The organism is Bartonella sp. AU15XJBT, from assembly GCF_028618615.1.
GTDB lineage: Bacteria > Pseudomonadota > Alphaproteobacteria > Rhizobiales > Rhizobiaceae > Bartonella.
This window is the reverse complement of sequence record NZ_JAQITG010000003.1, coordinates 85,037-104,201: the sequence shown is the minus strand read 5'-3', so window position 1 is coordinate 104,201 and position 19,165 is coordinate 85,037. Positions and strand designations below refer to the sequence as shown.

The following is a 19,165-nucleotide window of genomic DNA, read 5'->3' as shown; positions in this document are numbered from 1 at the left end:
TAGCATGACACAACAAAAAAATAAACCGATTGAATCCCCTCTTTTTCCTCAATTGGTTTTAACCCTCAATGTTCGACGCAACACCCCGCACAGTTTTTTGCGTCCCATTTTGCAAACAAAATCCTTTGCATGCGTCATTCTTTACGATTCTGAAAAGCAAAAAGATGATGGCTCTTTTTTACAGCAACAAGCACAAATTTACGCAGAAGATATTCAAAACAATGGCGCCGCTCTTCTCATCACTGATGACAGCCGCATTGCGGGACGCATAAAGGCTGATGGTTTGCACATAGAAGATGATTTTAACGCTCTTGAAAGCTTTAAAAATCAGCAAAAGGAACAAAAAATCTTAGGCTTTGGCAATCTACGCAATCGTCATAGCGCCATGCTTGCAGCAGAAACAGGTGTTGACTATCTTCTGTTTGGCAAATTAGGAGCTGATAAAAAACCCCATGCGCACCCCCGTAATCTCCAATTGGCAGCGTGGTGGGCAGAGATTATGGAAACCCCTGCCATTATCCAAGTAGGAAGCGATTTCGCAACCTTTGATGAAGCCTTAAAAACTGGATGTGAATTTGTCGCTGTAGAAGAAGTTATTTTGGGGAACGACAATCCTTTAATATTGCTTAAAACAATGCAAGAAAAATGTGAAAACACCCCCTTGTAATGTGGGAGGGGAATTCATAAATTAAGTGTTAATAAAAATCCAAACACCCGCCACTATATTACTTATATAGAATACACAATAACAGATTAAAGGGGAGAAAAATGTGTTTTTCTTTCCGCAATTCTATCAAATGAGATGAAAAAGCTTGCGCTTTTTTTACATAATATATAGAGAAGAATCATCAAAACTTTCTAGTTCAATGTCTTATAAAAAGAAGCCATTATGATTGGGGAAACTCATCATTGTTGATATTGGTTAATGCATACCAACAACGAATGATGGAAATATGCAGGGGACATAAAAAATGAAATACAGAGGAACGTTTGAAGATCTTCAAAACATAGTTTGCAAGTGTGGATATAAAATTAAAGAAATTAAGTCTCTATCACTTAATTCTTCTGGAGGATATCAGATCAAAACCTGCGATGGAGGAATTATTAATTGGTATGAAAGTACAGGAACACTTAGCTTTCAAGGCAAAGAAAACACAAAACAAAAGTTGAGAGAAGATTTAGTTCAATATATAGAAACAAAATCAACGACTCCTTTTCCAAAAATTGCTTCCAATACCTCAAATAAAAAAATTTTTATCGTTCATGGTCATGACCACGTTGCCTTAGAGCAACTTGAACTTATTCTTCGCAGACTTGAGCTCGAACCATACATTTTACAAAATACTGGTGGTAATGGCTTTCCCATCATTGAAACTTTGAAAAAAGAAATTTGTAAAGGTTCTATAGGATTTGGCATTGTACTGCTAACTCCCGATGATATAGGCTATGCTATATCTGACGGTGAAACAAAAGCGCACCCCCGTGCACGACAAAATGTTATTCTCGAGATGGGAATGTTAATCTCCATACTTCCTTTTGATAAAATAGCTATTTTATACAAAGAAGGCGTTGAAATACCTTCAGATGTTAATGGAATTTACTACCTTTCTTTTGAAAAACACGTACAAGAGACATTTCCCAAACTTATTAATCGCTTAAAAGGAGCGGAGGTCCCTTTTAGTCAAGATGCCATTCCTTGTGCATTAAATTCTATGTGAATAACACTTAATCTTTAGTTTTTAAAACGCACGCCCCCATAAAACCATGACACTTCACCGCAGCCCATAAAGCCACCACGTTCTTTAAAGACAAAAAAGCTATTACGCACATATCCTTCTTCAATAGCCAAGCGATGGTGCAAATTTTAATAAAGAAACCGCTTGTAAATTCATTACCGTGGAAAAAATCATTTTAGACCTTTTGATAAGCACGGCTCTGATATCATGATTTTGGTTATCGTTTCAGAGAGATTAAAAGGCGGATAGACTCTCATTAAAAAACTATCTTTTATTGTAAATATCTCAAATTCCTTTATGAATCAAAAGGTCTCTTGGTCGCATATGCAACGATCAAGAGGGCTCTAAAGCCTGAAAACTCAAACATGAATTGACCAACTTTTTGGGTATCGCGGAATTCCGGGATATTTTGCTCTGTCCAGGGGCGATAAGCACTAAAAGCAAAAAGACTGATTAGGTTTCAGTATTTTTAGACTCCCAGAATACTATGCGAAGGCGCGCGCACTTGGCGAGGGAACAATGCAAAAACAAGCTTAATTAACGATATTTTCATTGGCAAAGAAAACACACTATATCATTTACCCGCGCAAATAATCTCCAGTAAGAAAAATAGTTATGCTTTATTACTTGCATCAAAATTACTTGCATCAAAACCACACTGCCTCTCATTAAAAACTATTTTTTATTGCCAACCTCCTGAAATTCCTTTATGAGTTAAAAAGTGTCTTGGTCGCATACGCAACGACCAATAGGGATTAAAAGCCTGAAACCTAAACATGAATTTACCCCGCTTTGCGGGTATCCCGGAATTCCGGGAGATTTTGCTATGTCCAGGTGCTTACCAGCACTAAAAGCAAAATGCTGATTTAGGTTCAGTACTTTTAACTCCCGGAATACTCATGCGAGGGCGCTCGCAACCGGCGGGAGGGTAAAATGCAAACCAACACTCTTAATATTGATCTTTTTGTCGGCAAGAAAATTCGCTTGAGACGACAAATGCTAAAGATGTCTCAAAAAGCCTTAGGGCATGCTTTAAGGATAAGCTTCCAACAAGTTCAAAAATATGAAAACGGCTTAAATCGTGTCAGCGCGGGGCGTTTAATGGAAATTTCCGATATCCTCAATGTTCCAGTTTCCTTTTTTTATGCAGATATCATCACGAAACAACAGCCTCCTTATCATCATGATGAAATCATCTCGAACACAGAAGAATACCAACTGCTCAAAAAATTTAGAGTTTTGACCACGATAAAAAAGAGAGCTATTCTACAGCTCATCTCTGATGAGAATACAAGCTAAAATCATGCGATAGCGCACACTAAGCTCTATTCAAAGTCACCCCTTTTGTGAACGCTTTATATTGCTTGCATCAAAAAACACGCTACCTTTTGCTTTACAAACCCTATACGTTAAGAAACGCTCTTTTTTATTACCATTCCCCTAAAAATTACTTTATGAATTGAGGGATGTTTTGATTTCATACACAACAGTAAGGAGAGCTCTAAAGCTTTAAATCTAAACATGAATTGATCCCGCTTTGCGGGTATCCCGGAATTCCGGGAGCTTTTGCTATGTCCACGTGCTTACCAGCACTAAAAGCAAAATGCTGATTCGAGTTCAGTGTTTTTAACTCCCGGAATACGCATAAGGGGGCGCTCGCAACCGGCGGGGACAATGCAAACCAACAAGCTTAATTAACGGCATTTTCATTGACAAAGAAAACACACTATATCATTTACCCGCGCAAACAATCTCCAATAAGAAAAATAGTTATGCTTTATTACTTGCATCAAAATCACACGGCCTCTCATTAAAAACTATTTTTTATTGCCAACCTCCTGAAACTACTTTATGAATTAAAAGATGTTTTGGTCGCATACGCAACGACCAAAAGGGGCCTTGAAAACCCTAAGTTCTAGCGTAAAGATGAACCCACTTTGTGGGTATCCCGGAATTCCGGGAGTTTTTGCTATGTCCAGGTGTGTTTCCGCACTAAAAGCAAAAAGGCTGACTAGAACTCAGTATTTTCAAGCTCCCGGAATACTTATGCGAGGGCGCTCGCAACCGGCGGGAGAGTAAAATGCAAACCAACAATCTTAATATTGATCTTCTGGTCGGCAAAAGAATTCGCTTGAGACGAAAAAGGCTCAAAATGTCTCAAACAACTTTAGGAAACGCTTTAGGAATAAGCTTCCAACAAGTTCAAAAATATGAAAACGGCTTAAATCGTGTCAGCGCGGGGCGTTTAATGGAAATTTCTGATATCCTCAATGTTCCGGTTTCCTTTTTTTATGCGGATATCGCCACCAAACAACATGCACCCTACCCTCACGACGAAGCCATCTCGAACACTGAAGAATACCTGCTGCTTAAAAGATTTAGAACGCTCACTTCGATAAAACAAAGAGCCATTTTACAATTACTCTCTGAACCCAATGAAAGCTTTTAATATCATGTGAATACAATAGGCTTTATTCATCAGAAGTTATCCATATTTAAGGATATCTCCCTCTTCAATATGGACGCTTTTTCATTGCACCAAACCACACACTCTTTCATAAAATAAAACAATCTTCATTTTTATTGCCAATCCTCTCAAATTACTTTATGAATGAAAGGGTATTTTTGATCGTATACGCAACGATCAACGGGGATTAAAAACCCTAAGGTCCGATACATAAAAATGAACCCACTGATGTGGGGGTCCCGGAATTCCGGGAGATTTTGCTATGTCCAGGTGCTTACCAGCACTAAAAGCAAAATGCTGATTTGGACTCAGTGTTTTTAACTCCCGGAATACTCATGCGAGGGCGCTCGCAACCGGCGGGAGGGTGAAATGCAAACCAACAATCTTAATATTGATCTTCTGGTCGGCAAAAGAATTCGCTTGAGACGAAAAAGGCTCAAAATGTCTCAAACAACTTTAGGAGATGCTTTAGGCGTCAGTTTCCAACAAATTCAAAAATATGAAAACGGCTTAAATCGTGTCAGAGCGGGGCGTTTAATGGAAATTTCTGATATCCTCAATGTTCCGATTTCCTTTTTTTATGCAGATATCATCACGAAACAACAGCCTCCTTATCATCATGATGAAATCATCTCCAGCACAGAAGAATACCAACTGCTCAAAAAATTTAGAGTTTTGACCACGATAAAAAAGAGAGCCATTTTGCAGTTACTCTCTGATGAGAATGCAAGCTAAAATCATGCAATAGAATGCAACACGCTCTCTATAATATGACACGCACTCTAGAGCCCACAGACCTCTCTTTATCAACATTCCATGTTCTTCATAACCAATTCCCCCGCTCTTCATCAACAATTCAGTTACGTATTCGTAAAAGGATAGCCTCATCATAGACGCTTTTTTATTTTAAAGTGATGGATATTTATTAAGAATAGCACTGTTTAAAATAGTCTGTTTCTTATCAACGTTGATGCTATTTTTATAAAGGTGCCTAAACCTCCCTTAACGGAAATAAAAAATAAGAGAGCAATGGGATTCGGCTTGTAATGATGAAAAAAAAATGTGAAAATTCTGTTTGGTAATGAGGAGGAGAAATCGATGATCAAAAGAAGTGTTCAACTGCTTATCCTAGGTATGATGGGACTTGCAAGTTCTGTTGTAAATTCTGCTGGAAACACTGATGAACTCTCAGATTTTGAACACTCTTTTAATACGATTCAAGAATCTTCAAACCCAGAAGAACCTTTTCAGCCCTTAAAAGCTGGAGACTATGACCAAGCTTATGACTATTACATTCAAGGCTATTATTTAAAAGCTTTTCGTGAAGCCCTCCGCCGTGCTGAAAAAAATGATCCTTTTGCGCAAACGCTTCTTGCCCGAATTTATATGGAAGGATGCGCTGTTCCTGTTGACGGGGCGCGAGCTGCTTTATGGTTTGAACGCGCAGCAAAACAAGGGGAACCCCAAGCCCAACTCCGCTATGGACTTATGTTGTTTGATGGTAATTTTGTAAAACAAAATCAAGAACTTGGTGAACAATTTATTCGAAAATCTGTCAACGCAGGTGTCAAAGAAGCCTATTTTTATTATGGACAACTTCTTCTTTATAAAGCTTCACAGGAAAAACAAACTCTCCCCGGCGTTTCTTCTCAAAGCAGTGAAAATGAAGCCATCGAGCAAGCTTTAAAATGGCACTTAAAAGGCACTGCTCTTGGGGATGCAGAAGCTGCTTTTGCAGCGGCAAAAATTCTTTCCTTAGGCACTTTAAATCGACCAAAGGATGAGCGTAATGCCCGCAAACTGCTGGAAGTTGCAGCTCAAAACAACCACTTAAAAGCGCAACTTCATTTAGCACAATGGCTTATACAGGGACGTGGAGGAGAAAAAGATTTTGACCGTGCTTTTCATTTGCTGCTTCACAATGCCACCCACATGGTCCCCCCAGCACAAATTTCCCTTGCAAGACTTTATCGAGACGGCATCGGAACAAAAGGCGATACGATCATGGCAGCAGCATGGTATCTGCTTGCAAAGGAGGCAAAAATGCAAGCCCCAGATCTTGAAATAATGCTCCAAGGTATGGACAACACACAACGAGAAAAGGCGCAAAAAGAAGCCATAAAGCTCCTTCCTGTTTTTTAAAAAGCACTTAACAAGCTTAAATTTTTCTTGGCACAAATTTCTCTCAGAAAGGCTTTATCAAAAGAATAAACAAAATGATGCTTCAAGAAATAGAAGGCAGCAGACACAAAAACAACGCCATATTCTATACCAACAACACCATGCTCTATGCCTGCTAAAGCTGGCAAAAAGCCCCTGATCTTGAAAGAATGCTCCTCCCTTTTTATTTCATGCTCCTGTCCTCTTTACTTCATGCCCCTTCTTTACTTCATAAAAATGCAAACACGCACCATCATAGGCTTTCCTAATCCTCAATATTGTAGAAGCCTTTAATCTTTTAGAAAATTCATGAAATACATTTTTATTTCTTTATCAATTATTTTGCTCCACAAAATATCGGCTTGTAACGTGTAAGAAAATGCTCTTAACTGCTTCACCGTAAGAAGTTTAAAATGGGATAGTCGTACAATATTCAAGCATACAACATTTAAAATAGTAAACTATCATTTAAATCAGTATGTTATACAGCATTTTACGGTATAGACACATACGAATGAGAAAAAGCATGCAAAAAAGCAATAAAACACATTTTTATTTTTATAAAAACGCTTGAGAGAAATGCTATTCTTTGCTTCAAAGAGATAAAGTTGATAGAAATTCCGGGAGATTTTGCTCTGTCCAGGGGCGATAAGCACTAAAAGCAAAAAGCTGATTCGAGGTCAGTATTTTTGACTCCCGGAATACGCATAAAAAGGCGCTCGCAACCGGCAAGGGAACAATGCAAAAGGGGTCTTTATAACGTCATTTTCATTGGCAAGAAAACGCATTGGCAAGAAAAATTCATAAGAATGAAAACATACTGTATCATTTGTTTTTAAAGCAAGCATTATCCAATAAACATAAAAAACGATACTATCCGCGCACCGTAAAATATGATCCTCATGCTACAGAAAAATCATAGGATCAAAATAGTTATACTTCTTTTCAATTGCATGAGAAAAACACCACTTCTCATTAAAAAAGCTGTTTTTTATTGCCAATTTGCTGAAATTCCTTTATGAGTTGAAAGGTGTTTTGGTCGCCTACGCAACGACCAAGAGGGCCTTGAAAACCCGAAACCTACGCGTAAATCTGTCCCACTTTGTGGGTATCCCGGAATTCCGGGAGTTTTTGCTATGTCCAGGTGCTTACCAGCACTAAAAGCAAAAAAGGCTGATTAGGTTTCAGTATTTTCAAGCTCCCGGAATACTCATGCGAGGGCGCTCGCAACCGGCGGGGAGCAATGCAATCTCAAAATCTTAATATTGATCTTTTGGTTGGCAAAAAAATTTGCTTGAGACGGCAAATGCTTAAAATGTCTCAAACAACTTTAGGGCACGCTTTAGGTATAAGCTTTCAACAAATTCAAAAATACGAAAAAGGCTTAAATCGTGTCAGCGCGGGGCGTTTAATGCAAATTTCCGATATCCTTAATGTCCCAGTTTCCTTTTTTATGCGGATATCATGCCAAAACAACATGCCCTCTCCCCTCACGATGAAGTCATCTCCAGCACAGAGGAATATCTGTTGCTCAAAAGATTTAGAACGCTCACTTCGATAAAACAAAGAGCCATTCTACAGCTTATCATGGATGAAAACGCAAGCTAATATCAATAGGGCGCACCATGCGCTATTCTTGACTTGCCTTACACATCTTCAACGGAAAGAAGCCCCTTCACGATCTTGTTGGCAAACAATCCGGATTCTCAGAACGCAACTCATTGCGCTTCCCATTTCATAGGGTTTATTACACACGATTGTCCGAACAAGCTCCCCCTCACATATTCATCACGCATTCTCATAAAAACATCACATATACAAAATTTTATGTCTTACAGCACGACGCCTCAACCGATAGCATTTTACAGCAAACAATGTAAGTATTCATGCATATTTTTAAAAAGTAGCCCTCAAAAAGTAATGTTTGAAAATTTATTTGGTCAACCTAAACCCGCACCTAACGCATCATTTTATAATGGCGATAGAGAACATAATCTTAACATGAAAGCGCAAAACAATATTTTTTTATCACAATCACCAAAAGCAGCCGTTTATTTAAAATAGACACCGCCAAAAGCACATGAAACAGCCTTAAATTAAAACTGGAACCATTATTCATTGATAAATTACCGCTTGATTTGAAGCCGATACGTTGTAGTATAGCTATAAGCGAAGTTGCTCTTATTTCTGGAATAGAAGCTTCGCAGGAGAGCCTATAAGGTATAGAATTACTGACAATAAGATGTAGAATTAAAAGAGGGGAATAACAATGTTAAAATATTTATTGCTGTCACCGGTTGTGGTGATGGCTGGTTGCGCGTCTGTAGGCAGTTATTCATCAAATTATGTTGATCAAAGTCTTACAAAGCGTCAGGCACAATTAGTTGCTAACAAATTTATTAGCGGTAACAAAGGGATTTTACCACCAGCTACAACCACACTTCTTATAAAGAAAAATAATACAGTAGACAGCTTTACGCCTTTATTTATCAATCTGTTGCAACGGAATGGATATAATGTGATCTATACAGATCAACCTCAAAAACAACAAAACATGGGTGTGAATTTGAGTTATAGAATAAGATTAAATAGTAGCACTATAGTATCTCTTTTTCAGTATAATGTGAACGGAGAACCACGTGCTTATATAAATACTCAGCCCAAATGAACCCGCTCTTTGAATATGGGCATTCTCTCTATTTTAAATGTAAAGACTTAAAAGTTTTTGCGAAAGGCAAAGAGATTTGCATCTCAATAAAGAACCTTGTTTTTTAGCGAGAATAGATAAATTTTATCACATCTTGTAACGATACAAGTGCTCCACACCTCAGCAAAATAAGCTATCCGCTTGTAAAATATTATTCTCAAAATATGGAAAGATCAGAGGATCAGAAGAGCGCTGCCTTCTTTTTGATTGCGTAAGAAAAACACAGCGCCTCTCGTTTAAAAAGCTGTTTTTTATTGCCAATCTGCTGAAATTACTTTATGAATAAGAAGGTGTTTTGGTCGCATACGCGGCGACCAATAGGGATCTAAAAACCCGAAACCTAAACATTAATTTGTTCCGCTTTGCGGATATCCCGGAATTCCGGGAGATTTTGCTATGTCCAAGTGCGTCTTACGCACTAAAAGCAAAATGCTGATTTAGGTTCAGTGTTTTTAGACTCCCGGAATACTCATGCGAGGGCGCTCGCAACCGGTGGGGAGCAATGCAATCTCAAAATCTTAATATTGATCTTTTGGTCGGCAAAAAAATTCGCTTGAGACGGCAAATGCTAAAAATGTCTCAAACAACTTTAGGGCATGTTTTAGGTATAAGCTTTCAACAAATTCAAAAATACGAAAAAGGCTTAAATCGTGTCAGCGCGGGGCGTTTAATGCAAATTTCCGATATTTTGAATGTTCCGATTTCCTTTTTTTATGCCGATATCATCACAAAACAACAGCCTCCATACCATCACGATGAAGTCATCTCGAACACAGAGGAATACCTGTTGCTCAAAAGATTTAGAACACTCACCACTGTAAAAAGAAAAGCTTTTTTACAGCTCATCATGGATGAGAATGCAAGCTAACCACGCACTAGCGCACCACATTCTCTATAAAGCGATACGCGCTGTTCAAAGCCATACTCCCTCGATATGAATGCTTTATATTTCTTTCATGAGAAAAACACCACTTCTTATTCAAAAAACTGTTTTTTATTGCCAATCTGCTGAAATTCCTTTATGAGTTGAAAGGTGTTTTGGTCGCATACGCAACGACCAATAGGGATTCAAAAACCCGAAAACTCGTACATTAATTTGTCCCACTTTGTGGGTATCCCGGAATTCCGGGAGTTTTTGCTATGTCCAGGTGCTTACCAGCACTAAAAGCAAAAAAGCTGATTCGAGTTCAGTATTTTTGACTCCCGGAATACTCATGCGAGGGCGCTCGCAACCGGCGGGAGGGTAAAATGCAATCTCAAAATCTTAATATTGATCTTTTTGTTGGCAAGAAAATTCGCTTGAGACGACAAATGCTAAAAATGTCTCAAACAACTTTAGGGCATGCTTTAGGTATAAGCTTTCAACAAATTCAAAAATACGAAAAAGGCTTAAATCGTGTCAGCGCGGGGCGTTTAATGCAAATTTCCGATATTTTGAATGTTCCGATTTCCTTTTTTTATGCCGATATCATCACAAAATAACAGCCTCCATACCATCACGATGAAGTCATCTCAAACACAGAGGAATACCTGTTGCTCAAAAGGTTTAGAACGCTTACCTCGATAAAACAAAGAGCCATTCTACAGCTCATCATGGATGAGAATGCAAGCTAACCTTACGTAATTGTGCACCACATTCTCTATAACGCGATACGCGCTATAAGGTGCTACACGCTCTGTTCTTAACAGACCTCATACACCTTAAGGGACACAAGTCCCTTCCCGACCCAATTTCTCAGCAATCCGGATTCTCAGAACGCAACTCATTGCGCTTCCCATTTCATGGTGTTTATTCAACAAAATTATCCGGACAAGCTCCCCCTTCTCATATTCATCACGCATTCTCATAAAAAACACCTCATGGTTTTACAGAACCTCTATCATTAATCTCAATAATATTTTACGATACAATGAAATAAAATTTCCCAAAAACCCCAAAAAAGTTTCCCAAAAGTCTCAAAAAATTTTGCACAAATTTTTAAAAAGCTTGCGTCTTGGCACTTTTTATGGTCTTGCAAAGAGTTGAGAAGCAAAAATACATCAAGGTCCTTTTGTCCTTAAGCTTTTCTCTTTGCAAAAACCATGCGCAAAGGGAGTTTGAGCGAAAATAATAAAGAGCACACAGGGAACCATGAGAAAGTCGCAAGACGAACAAAGGAATTTGAGCCCCAAAATAACAAAAGCGCTCACTGTTAAAGGCAGCAAAGAAAAGCGCCATAAAGGCAACACGAGAGCTCTTTTTGCAAAAATAGAATTGGATAGAAACGATGAAAATTAATGGCAATGAAATTCGTCCTGGTAATGTGATAGAGCATCAAGGAAGCTTGTGGGTTGCAGTGAAATGTAATGCCGTTAAACCAGGAAAAGGTGGTGCATTTAATCAAGTTGAACTAAAAAATTTACTGGATGGGACAAAACTGAATGAACGCTTTCGTGCCGCAGAGACGGTTGAGCGCGTCCGCCTTGAACAAAAGGATTTCACCTTTCTTTATCAACAAGGAGATGCTTTAGTCTTTATGGATTCAGAGTCGTATGAACAACTTGAACTTCAAAAGGATTTTGTTGGTGAACGTGCTGCTTTCTTGCAAGATGGAATGACTGTCACAGTTGAACTTTATCAAGAAAAGCCTATCGGCATCTCACTTCCTGATCAAGTTGCTGTCACGATTTTGGAAGCTGATCCGGCTCTCAAAGGACAAACGGTCACCGCTTCTTATAAACCTGCCATTCTTGAAAACGGGATTCGTATTCTTGTTCCTCCTTTTATGAATGCCGGTGAGCGTATCATTGTCGACACCAACGAATTGATTTATTTGCGTCGTGCAAATGAAAAAGATAAATAAAGGAATAAAAAATGGCCCATTCTGCAATCATGAATGTCATGGTGCAAGCTGCCATGAAAGCAGGACGCTCGTTGGTGCGTGATTACGGTGAAGTGCAAAATTTGCAAGTGTCCCTAAAAGGGCCAGCCGATTACGTCAGCCAAGCCGATCGCAAAGCGGAAAAAATTATTTTCAACGAATTAAGCAAAGCACGCCCCAAATTTGGTTTTCTGATGGAAGAGTCTGAGGAAATCATTGGAGAAGATTCGCAACATCGTTTTATTGTTGACCCTTTAGATGGCACCACAAATTTTCTCCATGGCATTCCTTTTTTTGCTATTTCCATTGCTTTAGAAAGCCAAGGTAAAATTGTTGCGGGTGTCATTTACAACCCCGTGAATGATGAACTTTTTACCGCAGAACGGGGCAGTGGTGCTTTTTTCAATGACCGGCGCTGTCGCGTTTCTGCGCGGAAAAGATTAGAAGATTGTGTCATTGCCACAGGCATGCCTCATTTTGGACGCCCAGGTCATGGAACCTATCTTATTGAATTGCGCAATGTGATGATGGAAGTTGCTGGACTTCGCCGTTTTGGTGCTGCGGCTCTTGATTTAGCCTATGTTGCTGCTGGAAGAATTGATGGCTATTGGGAAGACAACCTGCAAATTTGGGATATGGCTGCTGGAATATTGATGGTTCGCGAAGCCGGAGGTTTTGTCACCGATAAAGAAGGCGGTGATGATATCTTCCGCAAAAAAAACATCATCGCCGGCAATGAACACATCCGCACCAAGTTAGAAAAAACCCTCAAAAAAGGCATTTAGTCCTCACATTAAGCTCTCAAAAGGACGTCTTTTCAAAAGGCAATACGAGCCCCCTCTGAATACTCTCATCACGCAACCTATCTCATCAAATTACACAATATGATGAAAATGATGAAAAAATTCGGAAAATTGTGATGAGAAAGCCTACAGAACTTCGCTTGTCTTGACACTGCTGCTCTTGATTGAGCTTATCCGCTAGTCGAGCCGAGAACTTTTGGAAAGACAACCCGCAAATTTGCAATAGAACACCCCGCATACAAATAGTTCACAAAACCATCACCAACGATCAAGCCCTTATACCCCCTTAAAGATATAATGACAGCTTAGCCAATATTATTGACGCTGCTGTTCTCCTCAGTTCCCCTGCAAACAAACCAGAAAACAAAAATCACCATCACAACAAAACGCTCTCAAAAACAATAAATACACCTGCTGCAAAAACCTACCCTACCCTTCTTAAGAGGTCACCTTACACTGCCGAAAAAAGATTGCCTCCAAAAGCCTACCTCTGCTCTCCCATAAGAACTGTCACATATACCTCTCATTTTTTTACCCTCATTCCAAATACTGTATCAAATACGCATGAGACTTATGAAAATGCACATTTTTGTTCTCGAGAATTGCTTCCTGTATTTCATTCTCGAATTGTTTTTGATCTTTTTCGATAGCCTCTTCCAATTTCTTTACCCTCTCCTCACCGAAGATAGCTTTTAATTTTGTTTGTCTGGTAAGCTGCTCCCAAAAAATCAATCGGTTATCGCATTTCTCATTTGATGATTTCATCCATTCTTTAATGCCTAATTTATAAGCTTCTTCAAATGTCGGTATCTTTTCATTAAGGACTACTAGGTCTTTTTTCTCTTCTTTATCTCTCTTTCTACAAGCCTTCATTGCCTTTTCAACCGTGGAGTAACGACAATCCTTATCAAAGGCCATATATCCTTCTTTCACCGTATCAATAAGCATCTTATAGTAAATAAAAGTCTCTCTCGCCGCCTTATAATCACTGGAAATATCATACAATAATGATAAAAGTTCTCTTTTACAAACGCATAGTACATCACAGTCACCAGGCATGGTCCCAAATCCTTGCAGTATCTTTTTTAGCGTTTCATATTCTGTATATTTAGGTATATCTTCAAACCAAATTTCCATAGATGCTAAGTCACGATAGAGCCCTGAAGCCTTATCTTGTAGTTGTTGTTCATATTCAGCTTTAAGCATATCATCAACCACATATAAACACCAATGAAGCGACAGCATTGTATGTTTATATCGTTTTTTTTCGTGAGTGGATCTAAAAACTTTTGCAAAATGATCCCATTCTTTCTCATCAATCGCACAACTTTAGGATAAGTTTCCTTAAAAATTGGACGCTTCATTAATTCATTTATTCTTTCGATGTGCTCAGCAGTAAATTCCACTTCCATCGCCTTTTCATAGAGAAAAAACGTATCTGCATATCCTTGAGCACAAATATCTCGTATCATTGGATGCTGCTGTTCTTTAGATTCAGAAATGTGCCCAGGATTTTTTATCTCCAGTATATCCCTTTCCCAATGTCTTACTTCTTCATCCCATTGCTTAATCCATTCTTTCGGTATTCTTCGAGTTTTTTGAAAAAGCCTTTGTTCCCATTGTGTAATAATATTTTCATATATCGCGCACTCTCGATCTTTCAGCTGCAGTAATTTCTCACATTGCTCAAGCTGTTCACTTAATTGCTTTTTTTGATAATTTGCTAACCAAAGACTACAGATTATGCCCCCTGCTATGATTATTCCTACTATAACTATGAAAGTATCGTGATCACCCATCCTCGCTCCTTTTTCTCCTCACCGACATTTCACACAGCTCTCTCACCGACTTCCCGATATTATATCATTATGTGTAAATGTGATTCACGGGCTGCTACATATTCTATTTTAATAAAATTAGCATACAAAATATAGATACTCACATTGATAAATACAAACAATTCGTATTTTAATTATACTGCTCTTGTGCTTTATACGCTTTAAAGAAAAGCCTTTTAAAACCTCACAATACATGATCTATGAAATATGGGAAAAAATACTAAAAATCTTAACACAAAAAACATGGCTGCGTGCTCTCTTAGCTCTGTTTTGTAAAATCGATAAAAAGCATCTCTCAGCCCATTTATCGGCTCTTTTTCCATAAGCCAGCATCATCACACACTTTGCCACCCTCCAATGTTGCTACAGCCCTTAAAACTTGAGAGGATTCATAAGAAGCATTGTTCTTTCTCAAGTGTTTTACGCCATACAGACTTCCCCGCTTGATATATGTAAGAGACATGATTTTGATTGGTTCACCATACATAGGTTTGAAATAAGAAAATCCTATGATTTTAGAAGCTCTCATCCAACGAATAAAACAATGAATTATCATTATAAATCAACGTGAAAGTGCTGTTATAAAGAGAGCTCTCCCCTTTAATTCATAGAGATTAAGTGGGCATCATTTTATATTCTACATAAAGAAAGCGTTTTTTATAAAAAATGCTCCATCTCAAGCAGAGAAAAAAATAGCTAAAATTCAAGAAGGAAACGCCTCAATTTTTGCCCCTCTTTTTTATCTTAACGCTTGCCTCTCATTTTCCCCATGAGCTCTTAATTTGATAATCCTCTGCTTGTAAAGCATGGTATTCACCCCCCATGGGCTACTCTTTCATCAAGAGCCCTTATTCGGGTGAAAATTGCAATTTTGCCAGATAAGCATAAACGCCATTTTTCGCCACAAGTTCGGCATGGGTTCCCTCTTCCACAAGAGCGCCTTTATCCATCACGAGAATACGATCCGCTTTTAAAATTGTTGCCAAACGGTGCGCAATCACCAATGTCGTACGGTTTTGCATCAAGCCTTCTAAAGCATCTTGCACAAGTTTTTCACTGTTTGCATCTAAGGCAGATGTTGCTTCATCCAGCAGCAAGAGCGGTGCATTTCTTAAAATCGCCCGTGCAATACCGATACGCTGCTTTTGCCCCCCAGAAAGCATGGTCCCACGTTCTCCAACTTGTGTATCCAAGCCATCAGGAAAAGTTTCAATAAATTCAAAGGCATTGGCTGCTTTAGCGGCCGCAATAATTTCCTCTTCCATAGCATTTTCAGACCCAAAAACAATATTATCGCGCAATGTACCATCAAAAATAGCAATATCTTGCGGAACATAAGAGATTGCACCACGTAAATCTTGCAGAGAAAGGCGATCAATTTCCAGACCATCTAGCCGAATTTTTCCACTTGTTGGGTCATAAAAACGCAGGATTAAAGAAAAAAGTGTGCTTTTCCCCGCCCCTGAAGCACCGACAAAAGCAACTGTTTCACCGGCTTTGATAGAAAAGGAAAGCGAGCGTAAAATCTTCTCTTGTGGTCGAGAAGGATAGGTAAAATCAACATGATCAAAAACAAGTTCACCTCGAACCGGTTTTGCCAAAGAGACAGGATCTTTTGGCGCTAAAATCATAGGCTGTTCTTGCAACAATTCAGCCAATCGTTCAGCTGCGCCTGCGGCTTGAATGAGTTCTGCCCCCAGTTCTGATAATTGCGCAAAGGTTGAGGCTCCAAAAACGGCATAAAGGACAAATTGCCCTAATGTCCCCCCTGTCATCGTTCCATTCAAAACATCCCGCGATCCAATCCACAAAACAGCAACCACACTGCTAAAAACCAAAAAAATTGCAAAACCAGTAAAAAAGGAACGCAAAATTACAGAAGCCCGTGCTGTCTGAAAAGCGCGTTCTATCAACTGTGAAAAACGTGTCGCAACAAGTTTTTCAGCAGTAAAAGCTTGCACCGTGCGAATAGCACTGACCTGTTCTGTTGCAACAGCATTAGCATCGGCGACACGATCTTGCGCCGCGCGTGTGCGTGTACGAACCTTGCGTCCAAAAGCCACCAATGGAAGTGCAACAAAGGGGATAGCAAGCAGCACCAATGCGGATAATTTGGCATTGGTGATCACCATCATCACAATTGCGCCGATCACCACAATCAGATGACGCAAAGCCGTAGAGGCGGTTGAGCCAACGGCTAATTTTATTTGTGTTGTATCAGTAAGGAGCCTTGAGACAAGTTCACCAGAATGAGATTTATCAAAAAAAGCAGGCGAAAGTTTCATAATATGAACAAACACATCACGGCGTAAATCGGCAACAATCCGTTCTCCTAAAGTGATGACACAATAATAACGGCAAGCCGAAGCAAGTGCCAACAGTAAAGCTAAAGCGAATAAAATAAAGAAATAAAAATTGATATAACCATGGCTTGAAGTGGAAAAACCATGATCAAACATTTTGCCGATGGCAACAGGTAACGCCAGTGTGACAAGGGCCGCAACAGACAAAGCAACAAAGGCAAAGATAAACAACCACCGATAACGCACAAGATAAGGGACGAAAGTTGCAAGCGAAGACAATGAAGATTTTTTTGCTGAAGAATTTGCAGATTTTTCTGAATGATTGAGGAGATTCATAAGGTTTCGCTCACTATATTGAATGATTTATAACACGTGACACAATGATGTATCTTGAACACTTGTTTTTTAATGCGTGCTCAGCTATAGGAATAAATACTTTAATCAATGTATCAAAAAGACAAAGGAAGCGCACTTAAAAAAATAGAGTAAGTGTTCTTTCATTCTATAAACGCAAAAGGTTTGACGCATGAAAGCGAATATTCATCCTAACTATCACAAAATTACCGTTGTTATGACGGATGGAACTCAATATACAACGCGCTCCACTTGGGGAAAAGAGGGGGATACCCTTAATCTAGATATTGATCCAAGAACGCATCCAGCATGGACAGGTGGGTCCCAAACACTTGTAGACCGTGGCGGTCGCCTTTCTAAGTTCAAAAATCGTTTTGGTAATATTGGTATGTAAAAACCTCATCTTCGTGAGGTACAAAGATTTTAAACAAAACGATTGCCTCATTAAGCGATGAGGCTTTTTGTGCTGTAATAGAGTGCACTTTAAAGAGTGATTTAAAAACGCATCCAACAGAAATAGATAGATCTGAAGCACTTATAAAGTGTGATGGTTGCGTTTTTGAATTCAAAGGTCATTTTGAAATGATCAGCATAAGCCCCTTTCTCATGGGGCACAAAAATTTCAAATAAAATGATTGCAGACCATTCATCTTTTTTGAACTGAAAATGCTATGGAAGAAGAAATTCTTGCCGCTGCTAAAGCGGCAAATGCACTTGAATGTATTCAAGCTTTATCCCATGGTTTGGAAACACAAGTAGCAGAACGTGGGACCATGCTTTCTGGGGGAACAAAAGCAGCGCATTGGTATGGCTCGGGTGATTGTAAGAAAGGCACAGAGCTTTCCTCTTATATCGTGATTTCAAAGCCACGTGAAAAAGACAAAACAAGCTGTTTTTGTATCTTAGGGTAAAAACGCTGTTAAGCGTCCCGTAAGGATTGTCTTGATCTTAAGAATAAAAGCTTATTAATTCCTTCATTAAATGCAAATCTGATGTCATGTTTTGGAGAGCGATTATTAAGAATTTCAGAAGCTGTCCGCCTCCCATTTTAATTTGTGTGCAAACAAAGTGCGCTCTATTTATTCAAAGAGAGTAAGTTCATACCCTTCAGGTGCCAAACGTAATAAGAGAGCGTCGTACCCCACATAGCATACAGAGAGCAAACAGAAAAAACCCCTTCACCAATTGCTAAGAGTAATGTGAGCGATATCCCAGCTTCATCGGCTGTTGCTTCGTGGCGTTGTAAGAGGTATCCGAAAAAAAAGAAAAAGCACGCGAGTCCACTCGCACCCGCAATGAAGCTTAGTGCGATATGAACCAGTCCACGCATTTGGAACATGATAAGAAAAATTGTAAAAATAAACAGTCTAAATATCCCAGCTAATATTATACGTATTATATTGAATACTTTACGTATTATAATTGAAGGAATACTCTTTTTTGCATCTGGATTTTTCTCTTGGATATTGTCCTTGTTAGCAGATATGCCGTTCACGACTCCCCCCTCTATTCTTCAGCCGCGCTACTGTAAGTCTTATAAGAATGCGTCATTTTCCATTATAGCATCACAAATACAAGAAAAATTTATTCATTTTAACAAAAAAACATGCATTTTATTGAGATGCCAATCCATTTTTGTTAGCAAAAGCAACTAAATCCGCTCGTTAATAAAAAGACACCCCATTGATAGAGAAAGCTATCCTGATGCAAAAAAGCTTCATAAGCTGTATGTCTAATCCAATCAGAAATCACAGCTCTTCAATCGACCCGCTTACCCAACTTTTGAGATTGCACTCAAATGGATTGTGCTGATGACAAGCAATAATAACATGAAAAAGAAGGAATATCACAATATCAAACTCTTCTTAAGATAGTACCAACTTTATGATTTTCACTTCAAAAAACAAGACTCCACCTCACGAACCATAACACAACG

17 protein-coding genes and 2 pseudogenes are annotated in these 19,165 nt (G+C 38.9%); 14 read left to right on the top strand and 5 right to left on the bottom strand.

All coding sequences use genetic code 11. The annotated features are described in order from the left end of the window. Nucleotides 1-4: 4 nt before the first annotated feature. The 12 genes and pseudogenes from PVV57_RS02575 to PVV57_RS02520 all read left to right on the top strand — a co-directional run bounded on the left by PVV57_RS02575 (nucleotide 5) and on the right by PVV57_RS02520 (nucleotide 12,716). Entirely contained in the window at nucleotides 5-667 is a 663-nt protein-coding gene (locus tag PVV57_RS02575; protein WP_273718764.1) for a thiamine phosphate synthase, read from the top strand. Nucleotides 668-971: 304 nt separating this feature from the next. After that, nucleotides 972-1,718 carry a TIR domain-containing protein gene (locus PVV57_RS02570; RefSeq protein WP_273718763.1) on the top strand — a complete coding sequence of 249 codons (747 nt, stop codon included), beginning with the start codon at nucleotides 972-974 and terminating at the stop codon, nucleotides 1,716-1,718. Between the two features lie 951 nt (nucleotides 1,719-2,669). Further along, nucleotides 2,670-3,035, top strand: a complete 366-nt coding sequence (locus PVV57_RS02565; protein WP_273718761.1) for a helix-turn-helix domain-containing protein — start codon at nucleotides 2,670-2,672, stop codon at nucleotides 3,033-3,035. A gap of 781 nt (nucleotides 3,036-3,816) precedes the next feature. Beyond that, on the top strand, nucleotides 3,817-4,185 hold the full coding sequence (locus tag PVV57_RS02560; RefSeq protein ID WP_273783379.1) for a helix-turn-helix transcriptional regulator: 369 nt from the start codon (nucleotides 3,817-3,819) through the stop codon (nucleotides 4,183-4,185). A gap of 387 nt (nucleotides 4,186-4,572) precedes the next feature. Beyond that, nucleotides 4,573-4,938, top strand: coding sequence for a helix-turn-helix transcriptional regulator (locus tag PVV57_RS02555; RefSeq protein WP_273718759.1), 366 nt, complete (start codon nucleotides 4,573-4,575; stop codon nucleotides 4,936-4,938). A gap of 363 nt (nucleotides 4,939-5,301) precedes the next feature. After that, on the top strand, nucleotides 5,302-6,345 hold the full coding sequence (locus tag PVV57_RS02550) for a tetratricopeptide repeat protein (protein WP_273718757.1): 1,044 nt from the start codon (nucleotides 5,302-5,304) through the stop codon (nucleotides 6,343-6,345). Nucleotides 6,346-7,606: 1,261 nt separating this feature from the next. Beyond that, nucleotides 7,607-7,971 (top strand): annotated as a pseudogene (locus PVV57_RS02545) (helix-turn-helix domain-containing protein). A 661-nt stretch (nucleotides 7,972-8,632) separates the two neighbouring features. Further along, a complete protein-coding gene (locus PVV57_RS02540) occupies nucleotides 8,633-9,031 on the top strand; it encodes a hypothetical protein (protein WP_273718755.1) in 399 nt (132 codons plus the stop codon). 541 nt (nucleotides 9,032-9,572) lie between these two features. Next, nucleotides 9,573-9,938, top strand: coding sequence for a helix-turn-helix domain-containing protein (locus tag PVV57_RS02535; protein ID WP_273783377.1), 366 nt, complete (start codon nucleotides 9,573-9,575; stop codon nucleotides 9,936-9,938). Nucleotides 9,939-10,318: 380 nt separating this feature from the next. Beyond that, nucleotides 10,319-10,684 (top strand): annotated as a pseudogene (locus PVV57_RS02530) (helix-turn-helix domain-containing protein). A 653-nt stretch (nucleotides 10,685-11,337) separates the two neighbouring features. Then, the gene (gene efp / locus PVV57_RS02525; protein ID WP_273718754.1) at nucleotides 11,338-11,913 is read left to right on the top strand and encodes an elongation factor P; all 576 of its coding nucleotides are present in this window, start codon (nucleotides 11,338-11,340) and stop codon (nucleotides 11,911-11,913) included. An 11-nt stretch (nucleotides 11,914-11,924) separates the two neighbouring features. Further along, nucleotides 11,925-12,716 (top strand): inositol monophosphatase family protein, encoded by a 792-nt coding sequence (locus PVV57_RS02520; protein WP_273718753.1) that lies wholly within the window; start codon nucleotides 11,925-11,927, stop codon nucleotides 12,714-12,716. A 555-nt stretch (nucleotides 12,717-13,271) separates the two neighbouring features. Here PVV57_RS02520 and PVV57_RS02515 read toward each other — a convergent pair. From PVV57_RS02515 to PVV57_RS02500, 4 genes are all read right to left on the bottom strand, one after another. Further along, nucleotides 13,272-13,952, bottom strand: a complete 681-nt coding sequence (locus PVV57_RS02515) for a hypothetical protein (protein ID WP_273783375.1) — start codon at nucleotides 13,950-13,952, stop codon at nucleotides 13,272-13,274. Further along, nucleotides 13,877-14,533, bottom strand: a complete 657-nt coding sequence (locus PVV57_RS02510) for a hypothetical protein (RefSeq protein WP_273718749.1) — start codon at nucleotides 14,531-14,533, stop codon at nucleotides 13,877-13,879. Before PVV57_RS02510 ends, PVV57_RS02515 begins: the two co-directional genes overlap by 76 nt. Before the next feature lie 343 nt (nucleotides 14,534-14,876). Beyond that, nucleotides 14,877-15,035 (bottom strand): hypothetical protein, encoded by a 159-nt coding sequence (locus tag PVV57_RS02505; RefSeq protein ID WP_273718746.1) that lies wholly within the window; start codon nucleotides 15,033-15,035, stop codon nucleotides 14,877-14,879. 385 nt (nucleotides 15,036-15,420) lie between these two features. Beyond that, entirely contained in the window at nucleotides 15,421-17,211 is a 1,791-nt protein-coding gene (locus tag PVV57_RS02500; RefSeq protein WP_273718745.1) for an ABC transporter transmembrane domain-containing protein, read from the bottom strand. 190 nt (nucleotides 17,212-17,401) lie between these two features. On the opposite strand from PVV57_RS02500, the gene rpmE reads away from it, so the two are divergent. Both rpmE and PVV57_RS02490 read left to right on the top strand, forming a co-directional pair. After that, nucleotides 17,402-17,623 carry a 50S ribosomal protein L31 gene (gene rpmE, locus PVV57_RS02495; RefSeq protein WP_005774581.1) on the top strand — a complete coding sequence of 74 codons (222 nt, stop codon included), beginning with the start codon at nucleotides 17,402-17,404 and terminating at the stop codon, nucleotides 17,621-17,623. A 277-nt stretch (nucleotides 17,624-17,900) separates the two neighbouring features. Then, nucleotides 17,901-18,140 (top strand): hypothetical protein, encoded by a 240-nt coding sequence (locus PVV57_RS02490; protein ID WP_404977235.1) that lies wholly within the window; start codon nucleotides 17,901-17,903, stop codon nucleotides 18,138-18,140. A gap of 164 nt (nucleotides 18,141-18,304) precedes the next feature. Here the strand turns inward: PVV57_RS02490 and PVV57_RS02485 are convergent, their stop codons facing one another. Further along, on the bottom strand, nucleotides 18,305-18,724 hold the full coding sequence (locus tag PVV57_RS02485; RefSeq protein WP_273718742.1) for a hypothetical protein: 420 nt from the start codon (nucleotides 18,722-18,724) through the stop codon (nucleotides 18,305-18,307). Between the last annotated feature and the right edge of the window lie 441 nt (nucleotides 18,725-19,165).